19 protein-coding genes and 1 pseudogene are annotated in these 21,005 nt (G+C 28.3%); 4 read left to right on the forward strand and 16 right to left on the reverse strand.

Annotation, left to right across the window (positions count from 1 at the left end; genetic code table 11):
• Nucleotides 1-732: pseudogene (locus tag WAO74_RS08470) on the forward strand (hypothetical protein); the annotation flags it as partial.
• Nucleotides 726-2,240: a cellulase family glycosylhydrolase gene (locus WAO74_RS08475; protein WP_422161196.1), complete on the forward strand. Its 1,515-nt coding sequence runs from the start codon at nt 726-728 to the stop codon at nt 2,238-2,240. The pseudogene WAO74_RS08470 and the gene WAO74_RS08475, both read left to right, overlap by 7 nt.
• Here WAO74_RS08475 and WAO74_RS08480 read toward each other — a convergent pair.
• Both WAO74_RS08480 and WAO74_RS08485 read right to left on the reverse strand, forming a co-directional pair.
• Nucleotides 2,233-3,447 carry a glycosyltransferase gene (locus tag WAO74_RS08480; protein ID WP_422161197.1) on the reverse strand — a complete coding sequence of 405 codons (1,215 nt, stop codon included), beginning with the start codon at nt 3,445-3,447 and terminating at the stop codon, nt 2,233-2,235. The two genes, WAO74_RS08475 and WAO74_RS08480, sit on opposite strands and share 8 nt — an antisense overlap.
• Nucleotides 3,448-3,549: 102 nt before the next feature.
• On the reverse strand, nt 3,550-4,806 hold the full coding sequence (locus WAO74_RS08485; protein WP_422161198.1) for a sugar isomerase: 1,257 nt from the start codon (nt 4,804-4,806) through the stop codon (nt 3,550-3,552).
• A 179-nt stretch (nt 4,807-4,985) separates the two neighbouring features.
• On the opposite strand from WAO74_RS08485, the gene WAO74_RS08490 reads away from it, so the two are divergent.
• Complete coding sequence (locus WAO74_RS08490) at nt 4,986-7,010, forward strand: tetratricopeptide repeat protein (RefSeq protein WP_422161297.1); 2,025 nt, start codon at nt 4,986-4,988, stop codon at nt 7,008-7,010.
• Nucleotides 7,011-7,061: 51 nt separating this feature from the next.
• Here WAO74_RS08490 and WAO74_RS08495 read toward each other — a convergent pair whose 3' ends face one another.
• The 12 genes from WAO74_RS08495 to rpsF form a co-directional block, all read right to left on the reverse strand.
• A complete protein-coding gene (locus WAO74_RS08495; protein WP_422161200.1) occupies nt 7,062-9,506 on the reverse strand; it encodes a DUF4114 domain-containing protein in 2,445 nt (814 codons plus the stop codon).
• Nucleotides 9,507-9,616: 110 nt separating this feature from the next.
• Nucleotides 9,617-10,327: a LytR/AlgR family response regulator transcription factor gene (locus tag WAO74_RS08500; protein WP_422161202.1), complete on the reverse strand. Its 711-nt coding sequence runs from the start codon at nt 10,325-10,327 to the stop codon at nt 9,617-9,619.
• 5 nt (nt 10,328-10,332) lie between these two features.
• The gene (locus WAO74_RS08505) at nt 10,333-10,650 is read right to left on the reverse strand and encodes an Hpt domain-containing protein (protein WP_422161203.1); all 318 of its coding nucleotides are present in this window, start codon (nt 10,648-10,650) and stop codon (nt 10,333-10,335) included.
• A complete protein-coding gene (locus tag WAO74_RS08510) occupies nt 10,619-11,701 on the reverse strand; it encodes a sensor histidine kinase (RefSeq protein ID WP_422161204.1) in 1,083 nt (360 codons plus the stop codon). Before WAO74_RS08510 ends, WAO74_RS08505 begins: the two co-directional genes overlap by 32 nt.
• Complete coding sequence (locus WAO74_RS08515; protein ID WP_422161206.1) at nt 11,701-12,840, reverse strand: FIST signal transduction protein; 1,140 nt, start codon at nt 12,838-12,840, stop codon at nt 11,701-11,703. The genes WAO74_RS08510 and WAO74_RS08515 overlap by 1 nt, the downstream gene beginning before the upstream one ends.
• 3 nt (nt 12,841-12,843) lie before the next feature.
• Nucleotides 12,844-14,823, reverse strand: coding sequence for a PAS domain-containing sensor histidine kinase (locus tag WAO74_RS08520; protein WP_422161208.1), 1,980 nt, complete (start codon nt 14,821-14,823; stop codon nt 12,844-12,846).
• Entirely contained in the window at nt 14,823-15,362 is a 540-nt protein-coding gene (locus tag WAO74_RS08525) for a heme NO-binding domain-containing protein (protein ID WP_422161210.1), read from the reverse strand. Before WAO74_RS08525 ends, WAO74_RS08520 begins: the two co-directional genes overlap by 1 nt.
• Nucleotides 15,363-15,776, reverse strand: coding sequence for a response regulator (locus WAO74_RS08530; RefSeq protein ID WP_422161212.1), 414 nt, complete (start codon nt 15,774-15,776; stop codon nt 15,363-15,365).
• A 126-nt stretch (nt 15,777-15,902) separates the two neighbouring features.
• Nucleotides 15,903-16,370 carry a DUF6495 family protein gene (locus WAO74_RS08535; RefSeq protein WP_422161213.1) on the reverse strand — a complete coding sequence of 156 codons (468 nt, stop codon included), beginning with the start codon at nt 16,368-16,370 and terminating at the stop codon, nt 15,903-15,905.
• Nucleotides 16,371-16,431: 61 nt separating this feature from the next.
• A complete protein-coding gene (rplI, locus tag WAO74_RS08540) occupies nt 16,432-16,878 on the reverse strand; it encodes a 50S ribosomal protein L9 (protein WP_422161215.1) in 447 nt (148 codons plus the stop codon).
• Nucleotides 16,879-16,893: 15 nt separating this feature from the next.
• The gene (gene rpsR, locus WAO74_RS08545) at nt 16,894-17,190 is read right to left on the reverse strand and encodes a 30S ribosomal protein S18 (protein WP_422161217.1); all 297 of its coding nucleotides are present in this window, start codon (nt 17,188-17,190) and stop codon (nt 16,894-16,896) included.
• 3 nt (nt 17,191-17,193) lie between these two features.
• Nucleotides 17,194-17,535 carry a 30S ribosomal protein S6 gene (gene rpsF / locus WAO74_RS08550; protein WP_422161218.1) on the reverse strand — a complete coding sequence of 114 codons (342 nt, stop codon included), beginning with the start codon at nt 17,533-17,535 and terminating at the stop codon, nt 17,194-17,196.
• 124 nt (nt 17,536-17,659) lie between these two features.
• On the opposite strand from rpsF, the gene WAO74_RS08555 reads away from it, so the two are divergent.
• On the forward strand, nt 17,660-18,553 hold the full coding sequence (locus tag WAO74_RS08555) for a sterol desaturase family protein (RefSeq protein ID WP_422161220.1): 894 nt from the start codon (nt 17,660-17,662) through the stop codon (nt 18,551-18,553).
• Nucleotides 18,554-18,592: 39 nt separating this feature from the next.
• On the opposite strand, the gene ald is transcribed toward WAO74_RS08555, so the two are convergent.
• Both ald and WAO74_RS08565 read right to left on the reverse strand, forming a co-directional pair.
• Nucleotides 18,593-19,672, reverse strand: a complete 1,080-nt coding sequence (gene ald / locus WAO74_RS08560; protein WP_422161222.1) for an alanine dehydrogenase — start codon at nt 19,670-19,672, stop codon at nt 18,593-18,595.
• A 197-nt stretch (nt 19,673-19,869) separates the two neighbouring features.
• The gene (locus tag WAO74_RS08565) at nt 19,870-20,979 is read right to left on the reverse strand and encodes a hypothetical protein (RefSeq protein WP_422161224.1); all 1,110 of its coding nucleotides are present in this window, start codon (nt 20,977-20,979) and stop codon (nt 19,870-19,872) included.
• Nucleotides 20,980-21,005: the final 26 nt, after the last annotated feature.

Raw genomic sequence — 21,005 nt, forward strand, 5'->3', positions numbered from 1 at the left:
CAATTTCTGGATGCAGAAAATACAACTCAAGTTTTTACCAATAATTTAATTGCTTATCATAGAATATTTTCACCTGTAAAAAGTGGTAGAATGTTACTTTCTTCAAAATCATTTGAACTAAATTCTAAAGAATATGATGTGAATATTATGCCAGCCATTGGAACAAATTTCAATCTTTATTCGAAAAGAAATCATGAATATGCAGATGGAAATCAAATTACCCAATTTTACACTTCTATAATTCTAGACAAAAATAATAATGTAGTAAGTGATGGTACTTTTGTAGATTTTTTTATCACCAATAAAAAAGGAAATATTCTTAAAACTTCTGGAACTACCATAAATGGAGTAGCTTTTGCTAAAATGATTCACCCTGAATGGGAAGAAAATTGGAGTGTGAAAGCCTACATTAATGGAATTGCAGAGAGCGATATTTTACAAATTAATTATAAAAAAGTAATAGAAGATTTTAAAGTAATTTTTTCTAAAAATAATAGAAAAATAACTGTTGGTCCTTTAAAAAGTTTTATGAATCAAATGATACCTGATGGTTTACAAGTGAAATTATCTATTTCTAGAAATGGAAAAGTTCTCGATGAAATTGTTAAAAAATCAATAGACGGATTTGTTATTTTTGATTTAAACAGTAACATTTATGAAAACAACACTTACGATTTAACAATAACTGCTGCAGGAATAACCAAAACATTTCAATCTAAAAAATTATGGTAAAAAGAAACAAAGCCATTGTAAGAGGTGTTTTGATGTTGTCTTATATCCTTATAATTTCAATCATTTTATTCTTAATCAGCTCTTTATTAAATTACTTTAATACTGGCGCAGATAGAAGTAAAATTTTACACACAGAAGTTAAAAAAATAGACCAATATCTTCCAAAAATCGATTGGATTTTAAACGGAAATGAAGGAAGAGAAATAAACCAACAAACCCTAAATAGCATAGAAAACGATTATTTAGATGCCTGGTATGTAAAACATATTGCTTACAAAACTAATTTAAAAAATGGCATTGAAGATTATTATACTGATAATGCAAGACAAAATATATTCAATTTTATAACTGAGAATAAAAAACAAAACACCTCTATAGAAAGCACTACTTTAGAACACAAACCTGATATTTTATTTTTTAGTGAAGATGGTCAATTAGTGGTTTTAGAAGATAAAAATGTTGTTGAATATAAAAAGATATTAAAAGATGATAAAATTGTTTTAGAAATATCTGAAGTCTCCAGTTATAAAATCATTTTGCTTTTAGAAGATGGTTTTTGGAGAATTAGACATTTGGTAAAAGAAAGTACAAAACTTTTAGATAAATCTGTAAGCCCCACTCCTATTCATTCTTTAAGTATAAAAGGTATTAATTATTATCCACAAGCAACTCCATGGAATATGTTTGGAGACGATTTTAATATTCAAATTATTCAAAAAGATTTTAATATTATTAAAGATGCCAATTTAAATACCATTCGAATTTTTATTCCTTATGAAGATTTTGGAAAAGCCAAAGTAAGACAAACCAAATTAAATAAACTGAAGCAAGTTTTAGATGCTGCTGAAAAAAGTAATTTAAAAGTTGTAATTACTTTATTTGATTTTTATGGAAATTATGATGTTTTAGATTGGACATTAAATTATAAACATGCAGAAACAATTGTATCAACCTTTAAAAATCATAACGCAATTTTAGCTTGGGATTTAAAAAACGAACCCAATTTAGATTTTGATTCAAGAGGAAAAGAAAATGTAATTTCTTGGCTAGAACATTTAATTATTTTAATAAAAAAAATAGATAAAAAGCATGGGATTACCATTGGTTGGTCTAATATAGAAAGTGCCCATATTCTAGAAGATAAGCTCGATTTTATTTCTTTTCATTATTACGAAGACATCAATAAGTTCGAAAAATCTTATAATGATTTAGCTTCAAAAATCAATCACAAACCCATTATTTTAGGTGAGTTTGGTGTTTCTTCTTACAATGGTTTTTGGAAACCTTTTGGAAGTTCTGAAGAGAAACAAGCCAATTATTATAAAGAAATGCAAAAAATCCTAAGCAAAAAGGAAATTCCTTTTATGTCTTGGACTTTGTATGATTTTGAAGATGTTCCCAAAGAAGTTGTAGGGAAACTTCCTTGGAGAACAAACCCTCAAAAAAGATTTGGTTTTATTAATAGCAAGGGAACTAAAAAACCTTCTTTTGAGTTTATTTCTAAATAACTGAAGGAGTTGATAATGATTTACTAGTATTCAGTTTTGAATTAATTAACTCAAACTCCTCTAAATATATGTTTGTTATTCTTTCCATAGGAAAAGCTGTTGCAGCCTTGTAATTTGCTTTTTCTAACTCTATTCTATACGTATCGTTTGTAACAATAGCCTCAATTGCATTTGCCAAACTTGTTACATTTTCTGGCTCGAAAAACTCTCCTCTGTAACCTTCATCTTTTATTAAAGTGGCTAAATCACCCAAATTAGGCATTACAACAGCTTTACCATAACTACCTGCTTGATGCAAAACGCCTGAACTTCCTGTAGTTGATGTGTAAGGGAAAACAACAACTGCACTTTCATTAAAAATTCTTTCCACTTCACTTTCTTCTACATAACCTGTAAAAGTTATTTGAGGCACATGTTGATAAATCTCTTTTACATTTGCTAAATATCCTATTACATTTGGATTGTCTGTTCCTGCAATTACAATCTCTAAATTTAAACCAGAAGAGGCTCTCACTTTTTCAACTGCTTCAATCATAGATTCTACTTTTTTGTAAGTTCCGAATTTACCAAAAGTCATTATTTTTAGGGCACCATTTGGTAATTGATGTGATGGTTTTTCTGGAATTTCAAAAGTTCCATGAGGAATCATTTTTACATTGTCAACTTTATATTTTTCTTCAAGTATCGTAACATATTTATCCATAGTAACAGCGACTAAATCGGCTTTTAAAATTAATTTTGTTAAGCTTGTTCCTATAAAATTATATATTTTTTGAGCTATTTTATTTGATGTAAAACCTGCACTTTTTAAATCTACTTGTTCTAAAATATTATGTAATAAAACAATGGTTGGTAATTTCTTAATTTTACACACTAATGGTAATGCCAATCCTAAAGCTGCAGCAACTTTCTTATCACCAAATTTCATAAACTGTAAATTGAATAATATTGCATCTGGCTTTAGGTTATTAATTGCCTTGGTAACATTAACAATATTTAAATAGCTATTAAACTTCCAACATTCTTTTGCAGTAATTTTACATCCGTTTTCGGTAAAATTAATATCTTTTCCTTCAGGGGTTTCATCCGTTAACAAAACCAATTCAGTAACTTTTTCACTTTGTCTAAAACTTTTTACTAAGTGATATGCGTATTCGTTTAACGTTACTTTACTTGGTGGATATGCTGTTACGATTGCTAATTTCATAATATATATTTTTAATTATAGTTCAAATTTCAGATTAAATTATGGTATAAAAAGACCAGGTATGCTCAAATACAATTAAGTATAGATTAATGGTTGAAAGGTTTAGATGATGCTATTTGTTCTCTCTTTAAAATTAGATAAGAAGAAGAAAGTAAGTTGCACAATCAATAAAATAACCATTGCAATTATTTGAACATTTACTACTTGCTCTAAAGAAGAATGGAAAAGAATAATTAAGACGATCTGTAACATACCAAAGATTCCTGATAAGAAAACTGGCACATATTTATCTAATGATAAATAGTAGTATGCAAAAATATTAGAGACTGCAAAAATACCAGTAGCTAAGGCATATTTCCATAATAATGATGCTATTTCTAAATATCCATCACCAAATAATATATATATGATTTGTGTCGGAAAAAGATAACAAACTGTAGTAATAGAAATAGCAATAATTGAAATATAACCAACGTATTTCAGTAAAATTGGCAACGTCGATTTTCCATCTTTTTTAAGTTGAACAACAGCTGGTAAAAGCAACATTACAAACATCCATGCAACAAAGTAAACTACTCTACCAATTAATGCTAAAGAGGCGTATAAACCAGCTTCATAAGACTCAAAGTAATGTTTTACCAATAAAATATCGCTGTTGTTAATTATTATTTGTGTGAGTTCATAAAATGCGGTAATCACAAAAAAACCTTGTACCATTTTAGACTCTGTTTTTTCGAGTTTGATAAATTTAGAGAAGGAAATATTTTTGAATTTAAAAGGAATTAAACCAAATAAAAATGAAGCTAAAATTCCAAGAGCAATAATTAAAGAGGATTCTATTTCCAGAAAATAAAGCAAACCAAAGGTAATTACCAATCGACTAATCATTTCTAATTGATAGGTAATTGATAAAAAAGTAAATTCTTTTTTTCCTTGAAAAAAACCTCTATTTACACTCATTAAAAAGTAAAACGGAATTCCAATTCCAAAAACCACAAACATTCGTGCAGACGATGTTTTAAAGAAGGTTTGTAATTCAGATGAAAATAAAATAACTGCCAAACCAAAAAGCAAACCAACTATTGATGCGTATTTAAAGGTGTTTGCTATGAAATTTTTAAACACTTCATTCTCAAATATTACAGAGAATTTCGCGGTTACTAACTGAAAAGTCATGGCTACAAAAGACAAAACCAATAAAAAAGTAATCATTATAGCAGCATCAGCAAATTTTTCAGGACCTAAAATTCTTCCTAAAACCAAATTATAAAGGTAATTTCCACCATTTACTAACAAACCACTAATCATAAAAATTTGCTCTGGAGAAATCTTTTGTCTTAAAGGAATTGAAATTGCCATGTAATTTGTTGTTTTTATAATTAATGGTGCAAATATCTTTCAGAAACTCTAAATAAAAAGTCTTCTGTCGACCAAAAACCATTTTGTATGGCTTAATGATTAAAAGCTAATGCTTAACTTGCCATAGATATTAAAAGAGCATACAATTGAAAAAAATAGCACTACTTACCTTTCTTTTTATGAGTGTTTACATGCAATCGCAAGACATGAAAGAAGGTTTTAATTATTTAGAAACAGGTAAATATAAAAAAGCAGAAACCTTTTTTAAGACCATTTTAAAAGAATTTCCAACCAACAAAACAGCAAGATTGTGTTATGGAAGAGCTGTTGGTTTAAATGGAGATTCTACAGAAGCTGTAGACTTATTTACTTCACTTTTAAACGATTACCCAAATGATTTTGAAGTAAAACTAAACTTTGCTGAATCTCTATTGTGGGACAAACAATATAAGGCTGCAGAAACATATTATGAAAAATTGATTCAAGAAAATAATCAAAGTTTTCCTGCGCTATTAGGCTATGCAAATACATTATCGAATCTTAAAAAATTTAAGGATGCACTTATTTACGTGAATAAAGCTTTGGTTGTTTTACCAGGAAATAATAATGCATTGGTTTCTAAAAAATACATGCGTTTAGGTTTAGCCAATGAGCAAGTAAATGCCCAAAATTATTTGGAAGCAGAAAGTATTTTAAACGAAAATTTTACGGATTTTAAAAAGGATAAAGAAACTTTACTAAACTTAGCAAACTTGTATCTCATTTCTAATCAAATAGATAAAGCTCTAGAAACGTATACAATTATTGGAGAAAACCCAGAGAATATGTTTACCTCTTTAAACGGAACTTCTTTGGCTCATCATTTAGATGGAAATGATAAACTAGCATTAATTACTAGCGAAAAAGCGATGAGTTTGTTAAATGAGAACTCATCTACCACTGATGTAAAACAAACAAAGGAAAGATATATTCAAGCTTTAATTTGGAATAAAAAATACAAATTAGCAAAAACTGAAATTGATATTTTATTTGCAGAAACTGAAACACCAGAAAACTGGATGTTAAGTTTAAGAGCTACTTTAAATATTTATAAAAGTGATTTTAAAAAAAGTATAGAAGATTACAATTTAATCTTAAAAAAAGACAGTGCTTCTTTTGATGGAAATCTTGGAAAAGCCAATGCATTAAAAGCTTCTGGTTATTATATAGATGCTTATAAAAGTGCTGACAATACTTTGAGTTTTTATAAAAACCAGAAAGATGCTACACAGTTTATTAAAAGTTTAGACAAAGATTTTACGCCTTTTTTAGAAACAAACATTTCTTATTCTTTTGATAATGGAAACAATAAAGCCTATTCTTATGCTGCAAATACCGAAATTCCTTTTTCTACAAAATTTAAAGTATTAGCAAGTTATACATATAGAACAACAAGCAATTCTGTAAATAATTTAGCTGCAAATTCGAATAACTTTTTAGCTGGAATATCGTATCAACTTTTAAATAATGTTACCTTTAAAGGGAGTTTGGGTGTAACAGCTTCTAAAGCAGATACCAACGAATTTAGTCAGTTATTAGCAGATGTTTCTTTTAATATAAAACCTTTTAAACTTCAAAATCTAGAAGTAGGATATAAAAGAGAAGTACAGAATTTTAATGCTGAGTTGTTAGATAGAGAAATTGTTCAAAATAACTATTTACTAAATTACAGTTTAAGTACAAACTTTAAATTGGGTTGGTTTACTCAATATTATTTCACCTCTCAGAATGATAGTAATACAAGAAATTTATTATTTACATCTTTGTATTATAATCTTTTAGAAAAACCTTCTTTAAAAGTGGGCTTGAATTATCAGAATATTTCTTTTAAAAACCAAGTGCCAACAATTTATTTTAGTCCGAGTAAATTTTATGCAGCAGAAGTGTTTTTAAATTTGATAAAAGACGAAAATATTGCTAAAATTGATGAATGGTTTTACGAACTAAATTTAGCAACGGGTTTCCAATATATAGAAGATGATAAAAGGCAAAGCACTTATAGAGTTCAGGCAAAATTAGGTTATAAATTTTCTGAACGAGCTTTGCTAAATGTTTATGGTTTGCAGAGTAATATTGCCTCTGCAACTGCTGCTGGTTTTACTTTTACCGAAATTGGATTAAGATTTAAATGGTATCTTTCTAAAAAACCTTTCTATAAAAAATAAAGGTAAAAGCTTTCGCTTTTACCTTTTTGTATTCCTTCTTAAAGTTGAGGGTTATTTGATGATAAACGTTCCAGAATACAACTTGTTGTTATCATCTTTTAATTTATATTTATAAATACCCTTGTTTAATCTTGGAGCATTATAGCTCACTTTTATAGAAGTACCATCTGTATTTATTGTTTGTATATCTACTACTCTACCCAAGTAATCATATACTTGAATAACAATATTTTTAGAAGTTTCTACCAATTGAATAGTGGTATTACTAGAAAAAGGGTTTGGATAGTTTACTGTTTTTTTAGCGTCAGAAACCGTAAAACTATCATTTGATAACACATTTTTATTTTGTCTAAAAGATAATTCACTTACTTCAATTTTGTAAGGTTTATAAGTTGTATAATTTCCAATGATAGAAAAAACTATCGTTTTAATATTGGTAATAGTTGCTTTATTTCCTGATGCATCTACAAAGTCAGAAAAAGCAATTGTGTGCTCAGTTTCTTCTGAATTTGCAGTTATTGTATAACGTAATCTATTCTCCCAAGCTCTATCTTCTTCCTGCATAATTACAATTTCTACAGGTTCATTATTGGTCATTTTAAAGTTTACGAACTCATAATCTCTTACTTCTAAAGTTTGATCTCCAGGTAAAATATGTCTGAATAAATTTATATTTCCTTTAACTTCTCCACTTGCTAGTACATTTCTATCCACTTCATAAAAATCATCTTCATAACTTCTTTCAGATGTAGAAACCTCAAAATTAGAAACTGTTGCATAATCGTTTAAATAATCTAAACCCCAAGGACCATCAGCTAAATACAAAGCATCTATTAAATCTGATGTTTCTGTTTGTAAAGAAAATCCGATATCGAATAAAACACCTGTTTCTATTTCTAAAACTTCGTTGTAAGCACCTGAAAGAGAAAATGTGTTTTTAACCTCTATATGATCTGCTACTTCAGTTTCTGCAATATAACCAACAAAATTAATAGATTGTTCTTTTGTTTTATTAATCAAGTTTAAGCGAACAACTCCATTTGAATAGCTTCCAGATTTTACAAAAACATTTGGTAAAACTTCTTCTTTTATGCTACTTTTCAATCCGTTTTTAGCTGTATGAGTATCTATAATATAATTAGCTATAGAAAAAACTTGCGAATACGAACTACCCCAAATTTGATAATTTTGATAATTTCCTGTTGGATATTGAGCGATGTTCCAAAAGCTAAACAATTCGTTTTCAGAATCATCCATCTTTACAGAAAAACTTAAGCTATATTCTATTTCTCCAGAAGCTCTTTTAATTTTAGAACTTATAATTTGATGTCCTCTTGTTTGTACTGTTCTTACATCTTCTAAACTTGATGAATTTAAACGATCACAAATAATTTTAGAATGATCATAAATATTCCCATTGGTTGCTGTAGCCAAAACTGCTGCAATTCTATTATTCCCTTGATAATAATCAACAGAAAATACCTCTGTAGCATTTGTGATTCCTAATAAATCTTCAGGACTAGAAACTTTGGCAACTTCTGTTTTATACATGCCTGTTTCAGGTAAAAAATCCATTAAAGAAGTTGTATTCGATTTTCTTGAAATTTCGCTTTTATTAAAGTTGCTTTGAAACTGTTTATTAAATTTAGAATTTCCACTTTTTTCTCTCTGAAAGTTTCTTTTAGCAATTAAATCTGCTAAAGAACCATTGCTTTCTAAACCTCCATCATAAGCAGACGTAACATTATTTGCCTCTGTAATATCTGCATAATTACTTGTATTAATAGCTTCATAAGGGTTTGCAGTAACATAAAAAATAGCATCATTAAAATCTTGATCACAATTCGAATAATCTCTTCTAACATCCTCGAAACCAAGTATAATTCTCTCGTTTTTTGGATCTGCTAGTAAAACATTATGGTAACGTAAACTTGGCTCATTTTCTGGATTATAGTCAGGGTTAGAAAATAATTTCCATAAACCATTTCCAACTTTTTGTTGAGATGAACTCCAGGCATTCGCTAATAATACCCAACCAATTCCTGTTCCTGCTTTAAATGAACCTATTTTAACTTTATCACCAACTTTTAGGCCTCCTCCACTGCCAAGTGCTGACACATTTGGAAATATGATGGTAATATCGTTATCTGCAGGTTTACTGCGATTTGTAGCATTTAAATCGTACGTATAAAAACCTAAAACATTTCTATAACCTGCTCCTTCTGCTACAAAAGTTACCCAAACATCTGCATCTTTGGTAATTTGTATATCTGTATCGTAACCAGAAGTAATGTATTGTGGATTGTAATCTGGCACAGGATAAGATTCTGGCAAAGAATTGCTAATCATTTCTTGTGTTTCTACAGAAACTAAATCTCCTGGGTTTTCTAAATATTTTGGAGTTCCATCAGAAGTATATTCTCCTAAGTATTTAAAAGATTGTGCTTGCAAAGAAGCCATTGTGGTAAGTACCAAAACACATATAATTTTTTTCATGATATTTATTTTAATACCACAAAATTATAGCGAAATGATTTTTGATTTTTAAATAATCTGCATTTACAGTTTAAGTGTAGACCAAATGCATGTTTTCTTTAGACTAAGTATTATAATAAGTCTAAACGCTGCATTAATTCTGGTCTTTTTGATCTACTAATGGGAATTACATCTTTCTTAATTAGCACACTGTTATCTTCAATATCAATAATTTTTTTAATATTGATAATGTAAGAACGATGAATTTTAAGAAATAAAGATTCTGGTAATTTTTCTTCTATCTTTTTAAGAGTAGAATGCACTATATACTCTTTATTTTCGGTTTTTATTTTGATATAATCTTTTTGAGCTTCAATTAAATAAATACTAGGTAAATCTATTTTAATTAAACGTCTATCTATATTTACGTAGAAATCGTTATCAATAGCTGGTTTATTATCAGCTTCTTGTTTATTATTTTTGGAAGTAATCGTTTTCTTTTCAGCTTTTAAAACTGCTTTTTGAAAACGAGGAAGCGTTAGTGGTTTTAGAAGGTAATCTACAATAAAATCGTATTCAAAAGCTTCTATAGCAAATTTTGGATCTGAGGTTGTTAGAATTATTTTTGGTGGATTTTTAAGCGTTTGTATAAAGTCTAATCCATTAAAATCTGGCATGTGAATGTCTAAAAAAATAAGATCTATTTCGTTACCATTTAAAAACTTAATAGCTTGCATTGCATTCGAATACTCCTCAATAACATGTAATCCTTTTATATCATCGCAAAGAGTTCTAATAATAACCCTTGCCATTTTTTCGTCATCTATAATAATACAATTCATAAATCTTAAATAGTTTCTAAAAATTCTGAAATTACATTGAGTATTTTTTCAAAATCTTCTGAACCTTCTATCGAAAATTCTCTCAGATTATGTTCATACTCATTTGCAATTTTATAACTTTTCTCCAGGCCAAAAATACTAATTTTATGTTTAAGTTTATGAACATTTTCTTCTATTTTTTTATAATCTAACTGACCAAAACTTTCGAAATAGTCTTTTTTCTCATCAGGAAACTCAGTTTTAATAACGTCTATTAATTGATTTTTTACAGATTTATCTCCTCTTGCAAGACTATCTATATAAAGCATGTTGGGGTTTTCCATATTGTTTTTTTAATGTAAAATAAAAAGTTGAGCCTTGGTAAATTTCTGATTTTATCCAAATAACACCTTCATATAAATTTACAATTTTTTTTACAATAGATAAACCAATTCCTGTAGATTTATAATTATTTTCTAATTTTTGAAATACTTCGAAAATTTTAGAAAAATACTTTTCTTCTATTCCTTTGCCATTATCTTGAATAAAAAACTCGTAATAATCTTCCTTTTCAGAAAAACCGATTTTTATAATTACATTTTTTTTATCATTAAAAGTAACTGCATTATTTATTAGATTTTTAAATAACTGTTCTAATCTATAAACATCACCTTGCACAATTGGCAAATTATTTGCAACTTGTATTTTAATATTTTTTGCAAGATTTAGTTTTAAAATCAGATCTTTTATTAAAATATTTAAATCTACATTATAAAACTGTTTTTCAAATTTAGATATAGATGAATATTCTAAAATACCTTTTACTAAAGTATCCATTTTTTCTACATTATCTCTAATTAAATCTATTTTAGAATTACAATCGTCATTTAAAACTTCTGCATAATCTTCTTTCATCCAGACTGTAATAGCGTCTATGCTTTGTAATGGCGATTTTAAATCATGAGAAACCATGTGAGCATAGTCATTCAGTTCTTTATTCTGACGTTCTAAATTAGATAAAAGTTTATCTCTTTGCTGATTTACTTTTATGATTTTTTTTGTTTGATTATCAATATAATCCACCAATTTTAACGAATCTAAATCGATACTTTCTAAATTATCATCTTTTTCTAATTCATAAAAATCTAAAGTATCTATTACATTTTTTAGCTTTTTAATAACCTCTTTTTGATTGTCTGATTCTTTTTTAAGCTTTTGATTGGCGATAAAAAGTTCGTCTGAACTTATGCTAGTTGCTCTCTGCAACATTGCAAATTGGTTATCTAAAGTGTGATAGGACCTATTTACAGCGTCTAAAAAAGTCTGTAAATCTTTATCTGTTTCAAAATTTTTGGGTAAATATTTTATTATTTGCCTTTTTAAAAGTGAATTCATTATTCGCTTATTAATGTAATAGTCATTGTTTGGTTGTGAAGTTGGCAATTATTTTCTCCATGAAATGGTGCAATTTCTCCATATGAATATAAGCCACAAATGGTCGTTTCATTTCCGATAACATTTAAAACTTCTTCTACTTCTTCTTCTACTCTTTGATCTAAAACTAATTTTCTACCAATACAACTTACTAAAATTGCTAATTCTGCCTTTTTACTTCTTAATTCATTGGCATTTTTAGCGGCAATTTCAGCAGCATTCACAATATTATCAACATTCGTCATCATTAACTGAGCTTTCGAATTTTCAAAAATATCTCCAGCCAAAATCATTGAATTGTCCTCTTCATTTATATTTAAAATAGTTCTAACAATAGATTGTTTATTGTTTTCAGATTTTACTTGAAGCGGATACAATAATGCTGCTGCTGGTAATTCTTTTGATTTTTCTCCTAAATAGGTTTTGTATAAATCTAAAGCGGGTTTATGATCTAATTCATAGAGAATATTTCCTTGAGATTTGGTTACAATTCTTTCAGGTCCAAAAGGCGTCCAACCTCCTTTAATAGAAAAAGAAACCTCTAAGGATTCTCCATAAAAACCTATGGCTACAATTTCTCCAGATTTTGGATTTTCGTTGTAAGCAGCCATTGTTTTTTCGAATCTGGCAGCATCTCCACACAAAGCTCCAGTTATTAGTAAGTTGTCTATGGTTGCAGAATTCATTCCTTTTGTTAATTGACTGCCATTGATAAAACTCCCTTCAGAGAGCACAAGCACATACTTTAAACCATCTTCAGAAAACTGATTTATTAGCGTTTTGCCAGTTTCATAGCTATCAATAGATTTTTCTGATTCAAAAACATTGGTTGTTTTAATAACAAAATTACTTTTTTCAAATTCAATAGCGGTTATGGTTATACTTTCGTCATCTACTGAATGAGAAGTTATATCTCCAGAGGTTGAGCCAAAAACAATATGACCATCTTTAAAAATAGATTTTACTTCTTTATAAATATTAGTGTCTTCTAACAATAATCGGTTTCCAAAAACTAGCACTAATGGCTTTACAAGAATTACATTTTCGGTTAAATATTCCCAATTTGTATCTTTATTTCTTTTGAGTTGTACTGTTTTCATTTGTTATTTTTTAATGGTAAAATAAAATGTTGTTCCAACATTTGGTTCACTTTCTAACCATATAGTACCTCCATATAAATCAACAATTTTCTTTACAATAGAAAGTCCAATTCCTGTAGAATCTTCTCTTTTATTTAAAGATTGAAATATTTTAAATATTTTTTCGTGGTATTTCTTTTCGATTCCAATACCATTATCTTTTATAGAAAATTTGTAAAAAGAATTTTCTTCTGTATAGTCTACTTCTACAATTCCTTTTTCTTTATCTAAAAACTTAAGAGCGTTACTAATAAGATTTTGAAATAATTGTTGAAATTTTGTTGCATCACCTTTTAAAGTAGGTAATTTTTTTAGTGCATAAACTGATGTATTTTCTGGAATTAATAATAATCCTTTAATTTTATTAAAAAGAAGATTTAAATCAATGAATTCTAATTCGTTAACCTCGGATCCTGCACTAGAATATTCTAAAATATTAGAAATTAGTTGTTCCATGGTTTCTAAAGTATTTTCAATTAATTCAAGATTTTGAATCGAAGCTTCATCAAGTTTATCTTTATTATCCATTTTAATCCAAGAAACAAGAGCATCTATGCTTCTTAATGGCGATTTTAAATCATGAGAAACTACATGTGCATATTCTTGCAATTCATCATTTCTTTTTTCTAATTCTTTTAAAATATTTTCTTTCTGATTTTCTAATGCTTTAAAATCGGTAATATCTAAATGAATTCCTATGGAACCTACTAATTCTCCTTTAAGATTGTAGTTGGGAGCACCACTAATTAACCAATTTCTGGTTTCTCCTTTTTTATTTTTTACTTTTATTTCGTAAGAATTAGATTCTCCTTTTATTCGTTTCAAATTTTGTTTTGAAATAACGTCTTCTTCTTCGTTAATTTGAAAAACTTCTCCTCCTTTTTTTCCTATAAGTTCTTCTTCAGAATAGCCAGACATTTCAGAAAAACTTTGATTGATCATTAAAATTTCATCCTCGGTATTTACCTCTACCAAACCTAGATTCATGTTCGCAATAATGCTACTGTATTTTTCTTTTTGGGTTTCTATGCTTTTACTATATTGTCTACTTAAAGTTACATTTTTATAAGTCCATAAATGTCCTTTGTATACATTTCCTTTTAAAATGGGAATAAAATCTCTTTCTAAGATGGTACCATCTATCATCAGTAATTCATCACCTAAAACTTGTTCTTTATTTCTAAGGATTTCATTAATTCTGTTTATAAAAGATTCTGGGTCTTTAAAAAGGTGTTTACTTTGTTCAGATGCATTTGAGCAGTCTTGGCCTTTTAACAATTCTGGAGAAACAGGTATTTTAAAAATTTCGCAAAATTTATAGTTTGTAAGAACTATTTCTCTTTTTTCATTTTCTAATAAAACACCATTATCTAAACTTAAAATAAGCGAAGAAAGTCTGTTTTCTGATTCTATTAAAGCATCTTCTGCTTCTTTGTCTATGGTGATATCTCTTACAATACCTTGAGCTGCAATTGGTTTTTTCTGACTATTAAATATTAAGCTCCCATTTACCTGCACCCACTTAATAGTATTATCTTTAGATATAATTCTTGAGGTATAGTTTGTAAAAAAGCCTTTTTCATTTAATTGATTAAAAGATTCAAAAGCATGTTTTAAATCTTCTTTATAAATTAAATCGGTTACGTTTAGTTTTTGATTTTGAATATCATAGCCAAAAAGATCGACTGCAGCAGCGTTCATCTTTATAACGTTTCCTGATAATTCGATTACCAAATATGCGTCTAATATATTTTCGAAAACACCTTGCAGCTCCGAAGATTTTTCATCTAATAACTCTCCTAATTTAGTGTTTGCTTTTTTAAGTTCTTCGGTTAAATAGTATAATTCAGAAGATTTACTTTCTAAAATTGATTCTGCAGCTTTTCTTGCGGCTTTCTCTCTTTTTATTGCTCTTTGAAGTATGTCTATTTTATCTTGATTCATTAATTTTTGTTGATAATGAACTTCACTTCAGTTCCATCTTCTTTAATTTTTTCTAAAACAATAGAGGCAGTAGATTTGAAATGAGCGAAAGTTTTATTCATAAGACCCAAACCAAAATGATGCATAGCTCTGCTCGATTTATAGATCATTATTAAAGAATCATCCGTTCTTTGTTCTACAATAAAAGTAGGTAATTCTGCATCCGGATATATTTTTCTTACTTCTATATGAATATGGTTCTCTATAGATGCCAACATTTCTATAGGATCTTTATAAGTCTCTAATAAGCCAGCATAACTTCTTTCAATTACACTAAAAAAATGTTCTCCATAAACCAGTAGTAATTGGTCTATTGAAATTGATGTATGCGCGCTTAAATGCTGCAGTAATTGTAACATTTCAGAAAAACTATAAGTCCCAACAGAAGTGTAAATTCCCTGTGATTCTAAATTAGATTTAGATATTATTTCGTCAACTACTTCATAGCCAAACTTATCTTCTACTAAATCTAAAAACTCTGTAAATACAATACCTTTCATCTAATATTTTTTTAATTCATTTATACTCCAATATGCTAAAACTTTTTCTATTTTCTTAACGTAATCCTCGTATTTTAAAGGCTTTAAAACATATCCAGAAACACCAATCTTATAACATTCTTGTAAATCTTTTTGATTATCAGATGTTGTTAAAATTACTGTTGGTATATGTTTTAAATCATCACTATTTTTTAAAATTGATAAAAACTCTATCCCATTTATTTTAGGCATGTTTAAATCTAATAAAATTAAATCAGGTAATTGACTTTTATCTTCTAAAAAATGCAATGCTTCTTCCCCATTTTTAGCTTCAACAATCGAATGCTTTAATTCTAATAATGAAATTGTTCTTTTCATTTTCATTATCTCAATTAAATTATCTTCAATTAATAATACCTTTAAAATTGTTTCCATACCTTTTACGTATATTTAAGTAATAAAATTAAGGTATAAGAATCTCAAAAAATAAAATTAATCATCAAGGAGAATAAAGTATCGACGAAATGCAATAAAGTGTAGATAAACGGATTCTTTTAATTGTTAAGTAACCAGTTGATTAAAATATTCAAATATTTCACCTTTAGAAATGGAGCTACCTTTTTCTATTAAGTCGAAGATTTCTTTATTTCTGTCAGAATCATAGTTTTTTGTTCCCATAAAAATATCTACAGAATTATCCATAGGATTTTGCATTAGCCATTCAAAACCTTTTTGTTCTAATAAATTGATATCCCAATTAATTTTAATAGCAATTCTGTGAATTTTATTGTCTTCGCACTTAAACAAGTTGGCTGTAGTTTCAGAAAAGTGTTCTAAATAATTTGTTTTGGTTAAAACATCTTCCCAAACAATGTCCGAAAAAATATTCATTTCTTCTTCTGCAACTTTAGGTTTCTCTTTTTTAATGGTGGTCCACTCTTTAACATCTATACTTTGACTAGCTAAAAATTGAGCAAACTCATTATGCAAACTTTCAAATTGTTCCTTGGTTAATTGTCTATATTTCATTTTGTAAAAATAAAAAAAGCTCGTTATTTCTAACGAGCTTTTTAAGAATTTTGTTTGTTACTTATTCAGCAACTACCTCAAAAGTAATATCTGCAACTACTGCTCTGTGCAATCTTACAGAAGCTTCGTATTTACCTAATCTTTTTACAGAACCTCCAACAACTTTAATAAATTTCTTGTCGATTTCTGTACCTTCCTTGGTTAAAGCTGCAGCTAAATCTATGTTGTTTACAGAGCCAAATAACTTGTCTCCAGAACCGGTTTTAGATGCGATTTTAATTTCATAACCTTTAATTGTTTCAGCTAATTTATTAGCATCACCAATTAATTTAGCTTCTTTATAAGCGCGTTGTTTTAGATTTTCTGCTAAAACTTTCTTTGCAGATGAAGTAGCTAAAATTGCTTGTCCTGTAGGGATTAAAAAATTTCTACCATAACCGTTTTTCACAGTTACAACATCATCTTTAAAACCTAAATTTTCTATATCTTGTTTTAATATCAATTCCATTGTTCTACTTCTTTATTATTTTAACAAATCTCCTACGTAAGGCATTAAAGCTAAATGACGAGCTCTTTTGATTGCTTGCGCAACTTTACGTTGGTATTTTAATGATGTTCCTGTTAAACGTCTTGGTAAAATTTTACCCTGTTCGTTTACTAAATACATTAAGAAGTCAGCATCTTTATAATCTATATATTTGATACCTTTTTTCTTAAATCTACAGTATTTCGATTCTTTTTTAGTTTCGATGTCTAATGGCGTTAAATATCTAACGTCAGCAGATTTACCGCCTTTTGCTTGTTGTTCTATTGTTGCCATTTCTTATTTTTTAGTAGATTTAACACGTTCAGTTCTAACTTTAGCCCAAGCTGCTGCATGTTTGTCTAATCTAACAGAAAGGTAGCGCATAATGCTATCATCTCTTCTAAATTCTAACTCAAACGCAGCAATTTCTTCTCCAGAAATTTTGTATTCAAACAAGTGATAAAAACCACTTTTCTTTTTTTGAATTGGATATGCTAATTTTTTTAAGCCCCAATCTTCTTTAGAAATCATTTCGGCACCTTTAGAAACCAAATAGTCATTAAACTTTTGTACTGTTTCCTTTATCTGAGTATCAGATAAAACGGGATTCAAAATGAAAACAGTTTCGTAATGATTCATAATTAAGTATTTATTGTTTATTTTTAAGGGTGCAAATATAGTAACTTTTTTATATTTACGGTATCTTTTTTAAGATTAAAAAGTTAACTACACAATGATCTTTCATTTGATTTAAAATACTGATATGCAAATACCTGAAATACCAAACTTAATTCATTACACAATACCCTTTTTTATAGCAACTGTGATCCTTGAAATTATTTTAACTATAAAAGTGAAATTAGAAGATTACGAGTTTAAAGATGCTAGAACCTCAATAGCCATGGGATTAGGGAATGTTTTTATTGGTTTATTTACAAAAAGTTTGGTGTTAGTCTGTTTTCTTTTTTTGTATCAATTTAGAGTTTTTACAATTCCGTTTGCTTGGTGGTCTTGGGGTATTCTTTTATTTGCAGAAGATTTTTGTTATTATTGGTTTCACAGAATAAGTCATGAAAGCAGGTTGTTTTGGGCAAGCCATGTTGTGCATCATTCTTCTAAAAAATACAATTTAAGCACAGCTTTAAGACAAACTTGGTCTGGAAGTTTTTATACATTCATTTTTTGGTTTCCATTAATTATTATTGGTTTCCATCCAATTATGGTTTTGGTCCAAATGTCTATTAGTTTAATTTATCAATATTGGATTCATACAGAGCTTATTCATAAATTGCCAAAGTGGTTTGAAGCTATTTTTAACACACCAAGTCACCATAGAGTGCATCATGCAACAAATGCACAATATTTAGATAGAAACCATGCAGGTATTTTTATTATTTGGGATAAACTTTTTGGCACTTTCGAGCCAGAAATAGAAAAACCAATTTATGGTTTGGTTAAAAATATAGAAACTTACAATGTTATTAAGGTTGCATTTTTAGAATGGAAAAATATGTTTAAAGATTTTTTTACCTCCAAAACCTCTTTATTAAATAAATTAAAATATTTTATAAAACCTCCTGGATGGAAACATGATGGAACAAGTATTTTATCTAAGGATATTAGAAAAGAATGGGAAGAAAAAAATGGACAAGCATAAACCTTATCCATTCTATATCTTTAAAAACTAAAATCGAAATTAAAAAATACCTTCTAATTCTTTATACACAATTTTTCCTTTTACAATATTTAATCCTTTTGCTAAAGTTGCATCATTTTCACAAGCTTTTTCCCAACCTAAATTTGCTAACTTTAAAACATAGGTAAGTGTAACATTTGTTAATGCCATTGTAGAAGTGTAAGGCACTGCACCTGGCATATTTGCAACGCAATAATGCACAACATCATCTATAATATATGTTGGGTCTTCGTGAGTTGTAGCTCTTGTAGTTTCGAAACAACCACCTTGATCTACTGCAACATCTACAATAACAGTTCCTGGTCTCATTTCTTTTAACATATCTTTAGTTATTAATTTTGGCGCCTTTCCTCCTTTTACCAAAACTCCACCAATTATTAAATCGTGAATTTTTATATGCTGTCTAATGCTATATTCACTAGAAAAACCTGTAATTACATGACTTGGTAAAACATCATTTACATAGCGTAAACGTTTCATATTAATATCTAAAATAGTTACGTGAGCCCCTAAACCTGCTGCCATTTTTGCAGCTTGTACACCCACAACTCCAGCTCCTAGAATTAATACTTTTCCTGGAGTAACACCTGGAACACCACCTAATAAAATACCTCGTCCTTTTACGGGTTTCTCTAAATATTTTGCTCCTTGCTGTATAGACATTCTACCAGCAACTTCAGACATAGGTGTTAATAAAGGCAAAGTACCATCTTCATCTTCTACAGTTTCATAAGCAATACAAATAGATTTACTCATAATCATTGCTTTTGTAAGAGGCTCACTCGATGCAAAATGAAAATATGTAAACACAATTTGATTTTCTTTAATTAAAGGATATTCCAGTGCTATAGGCTCTTTAACTTTTACAATCATTTCACTTTTCGAATAAACTTCTTCTATAGTTGGCAAAATAGTTGCTCCAACTTCTATGTAATCTTTATCAAAAAAACCACTTCCTTCGCCAGCTTTAGATTGCACATATACTGTATGTTTATTTTTGGTTAGTGCAAAAACACCTGCAGGTGTCATACCAACTCTACTTTCGTTATTCTTAATCTCTTTAGGAATTCCTATTATCATATAAAGATTCTATTTGTTTCAGTGTATAAAAATAAACCCAATTTTTGAATCTGTAAAATTAAATACATAATCTTCTAATTATTCTGATTTTGATAAAATATTAACAATAATAACGCAAAATCGATAACAAAAAGTAGTGAAATAAAAAAGCTATTGTTTTCACAACAGCTTTTTATAAAATGACTTTAGATAAATACTTAATTCAAATCTAAACGAATACCCATTGATATATTTCTAGTTTCGGTATTATTAAACAAAGGATTCAAATCATATTTTACATAAAAACTTGTAGATTTATACCCTATATATGTGCTTATACCATAATTAAAAGTATTCATATTAAAGTTGTTGTATTGCACTTCATTTACATCTACTCCATTAAGATTTTGATATTCTAAATATTGTCTAGTTCCTAATTTAAAACCAAAGAAACCTCCTAAACCCAATCTTACAGAATTATTTGTTCTGTCTCTAACTCTTCCATCATCATATATTTTATTTTTAGATAAATCCCATTCTAAATGCATAGGAAAATTCAATTGCACATGCCTTAATCTACTTTCTGTTAAGCTTTCATCAATTCTGGTTTCTATGTTTGTCATGTCTCCATTTTTAACATGTTGCTGGTTGTTTTCTAGACGTAAATTATTCCACAGTAAAGAAAAACCATATTTAAAATAGAATTGCGATGGTTCTTTTGTAAAACGTGTTTTCCATGTCCAGCCCAATTCGTAAAAACGAGAACGCCATAATTGATATTCAGAATTATTTAAAGATGATAGCTTATTATTATTCAGAACATTATTAATACCCATAGCAAACACAAATTGAGTGGTAGTAGTTCTTTGCGTTTTGTTTCTAAACTTCCATCTTTCTTTTCTTTTTTCATTTCGTTCATCCAAATCTCCGTCAGAAATGTTTAGTTTAAAAACTTTTCTACCAATCGTGAAAATATTATCATCATCTTCATCTGTAATCATTTCATCTGAAGAGGCAATCTTTCCATTAGTTTTATCTTGTACTAAAATTTGAAGTAAAGCTTCTTGTTCGCCCACTAACTTTTCTATTCTCCTTGCATGATAAGCTGCAACTTCTTTCTTTAAAGTATTTGCTGTGTCTTCTGTAATTTCTCCTCTTTCTAATTGCTTGTCAATTGCAACTACTTTGCTTTTTAAAGAGTCTTTCTGTTGTTTGGTAATATTTTCTATTCTTTTTGATATTTTGCTCACTTCATCCTCGAAAGTTTTTTCTTGAGATTGGGCAACAGTTGCTACAAACAACACTAGTATAAGTAGTATTCTTTTCATTTTTATGGATTTTAAAATTTTATTGT

This window comes from Polaribacter sp. (genome assembly GCF_049276715.1).
Classification (GTDB): domain Bacteria; phylum Bacteroidota; class Bacteroidia; order Flavobacteriales; family Flavobacteriaceae; genus Polaribacter.

Excerpts from the sequence above, each read along its gene's own strand:
- WAO74_RS08475 (WP_422161196.1), top strand. The coding sequence starts at position 726 with ATGGTAAAAAGAAACAAAGCCATTGTAAGAGGTGTTTTGATGTTGTCT.
- WAO74_RS08535 (WP_422161213.1), bottom strand. The coding sequence starts at position 16,370 with ATGAAATATAGACAATTAACCAAGGAACAATTTGAAAGTTTGCATAAT.
- rpsF (WP_422161218.1), bottom strand. The coding sequence starts at position 17,535 with ATGAATCATTACGAAACTGTTTTCATTTTGAATCCCGTTTTATCTGAT.
- WAO74_RS08530 (WP_422161212.1), bottom strand. The coding sequence starts at position 15,776 with ATGGAAACAATTTTAAAGGTATTATTAATTGAAGATAATTTAATTGAG.
- WAO74_RS08555 (WP_422161220.1), top strand. The coding sequence starts at position 17,660 with ATGCAAATACCTGAAATACCAAACTTAATTCATTACACAATACCCTTT.
- WAO74_RS08565 (WP_422161224.1), bottom strand. The coding sequence starts at position 20,979 with ATGAAAAGAATACTACTTATACTAGTGTTGTTTGTAGCAACTGTTGCC.
- WAO74_RS08505 (WP_422161203.1), bottom strand. The coding sequence starts at position 10,650 with ATGGAAAACCCCAACATGCTTTATATAGATAGTCTTGCAAGAGGAGAT.
- WAO74_RS08510 (WP_422161204.1), bottom strand. The coding sequence starts at position 11,701 with ATGAATTCACTTTTAAAAAGGCAAATAATAAAATATTTACCCAAAAAT.
- WAO74_RS08525 (WP_422161210.1), bottom strand. The coding sequence starts at position 15,362 with ATGAAAGGTATTGTATTTACAGAGTTTTTAGATTTAGTAGAAGATAAG.
- WAO74_RS08520 (WP_422161208.1), bottom strand. The coding sequence starts at position 14,823 with ATGAATCAAGATAAAATAGACATACTTCAAAGAGCAATAAAAAGAGAG.
- rpsR (WP_422161217.1), bottom strand. The coding sequence starts at position 17,190 with ATGGCAACAATAGAACAACAAGCAAAAGGCGGTAAATCTGCTGACGTT.
- WAO74_RS08515 (WP_422161206.1), bottom strand. The coding sequence starts at position 12,840 with ATGAAAACAGTACAACTCAAAAGAAATAAAGATACAAATTGGGAATAT.
- WAO74_RS08485 (WP_422161198.1), bottom strand. The coding sequence starts at position 4,806 with ATGGCAATTTCAATTCCTTTAAGACAAAAGATTTCTCCAGAGCAAATT.
- WAO74_RS08495 (WP_422161200.1), bottom strand. The coding sequence starts at position 9,506 with ATGAAAAAAATTATATGTGTTTTGGTACTTACCACAATGGCTTCTTTG.
- WAO74_RS08490 (WP_422161297.1), top strand. The coding sequence starts at position 4,986 with ATGAGTGTTTACATGCAATCGCAAGACATGAAAGAAGGTTTTAATTAT.
- WAO74_RS08500 (WP_422161202.1), bottom strand. The coding sequence starts at position 10,327 with ATGAATTGTATTATTATAGATGACGAAAAAATGGCAAGGGTTATTATT.
- WAO74_RS08480 (WP_422161197.1), bottom strand. The coding sequence starts at position 3,447 with ATGAAATTAGCAATCGTAACAGCATATCCACCAAGTAAAGTAACGTTA.
- rplI (WP_422161215.1), bottom strand. The coding sequence starts at position 16,878 with ATGGAATTGATATTAAAACAAGATATAGAAAATTTAGGTTTTAAAGAT.
- ald (WP_422161222.1), bottom strand. The coding sequence starts at position 19,672 with ATGATAATAGGAATTCCTAAAGAGATTAAGAATAACGAAAGTAGAGTT.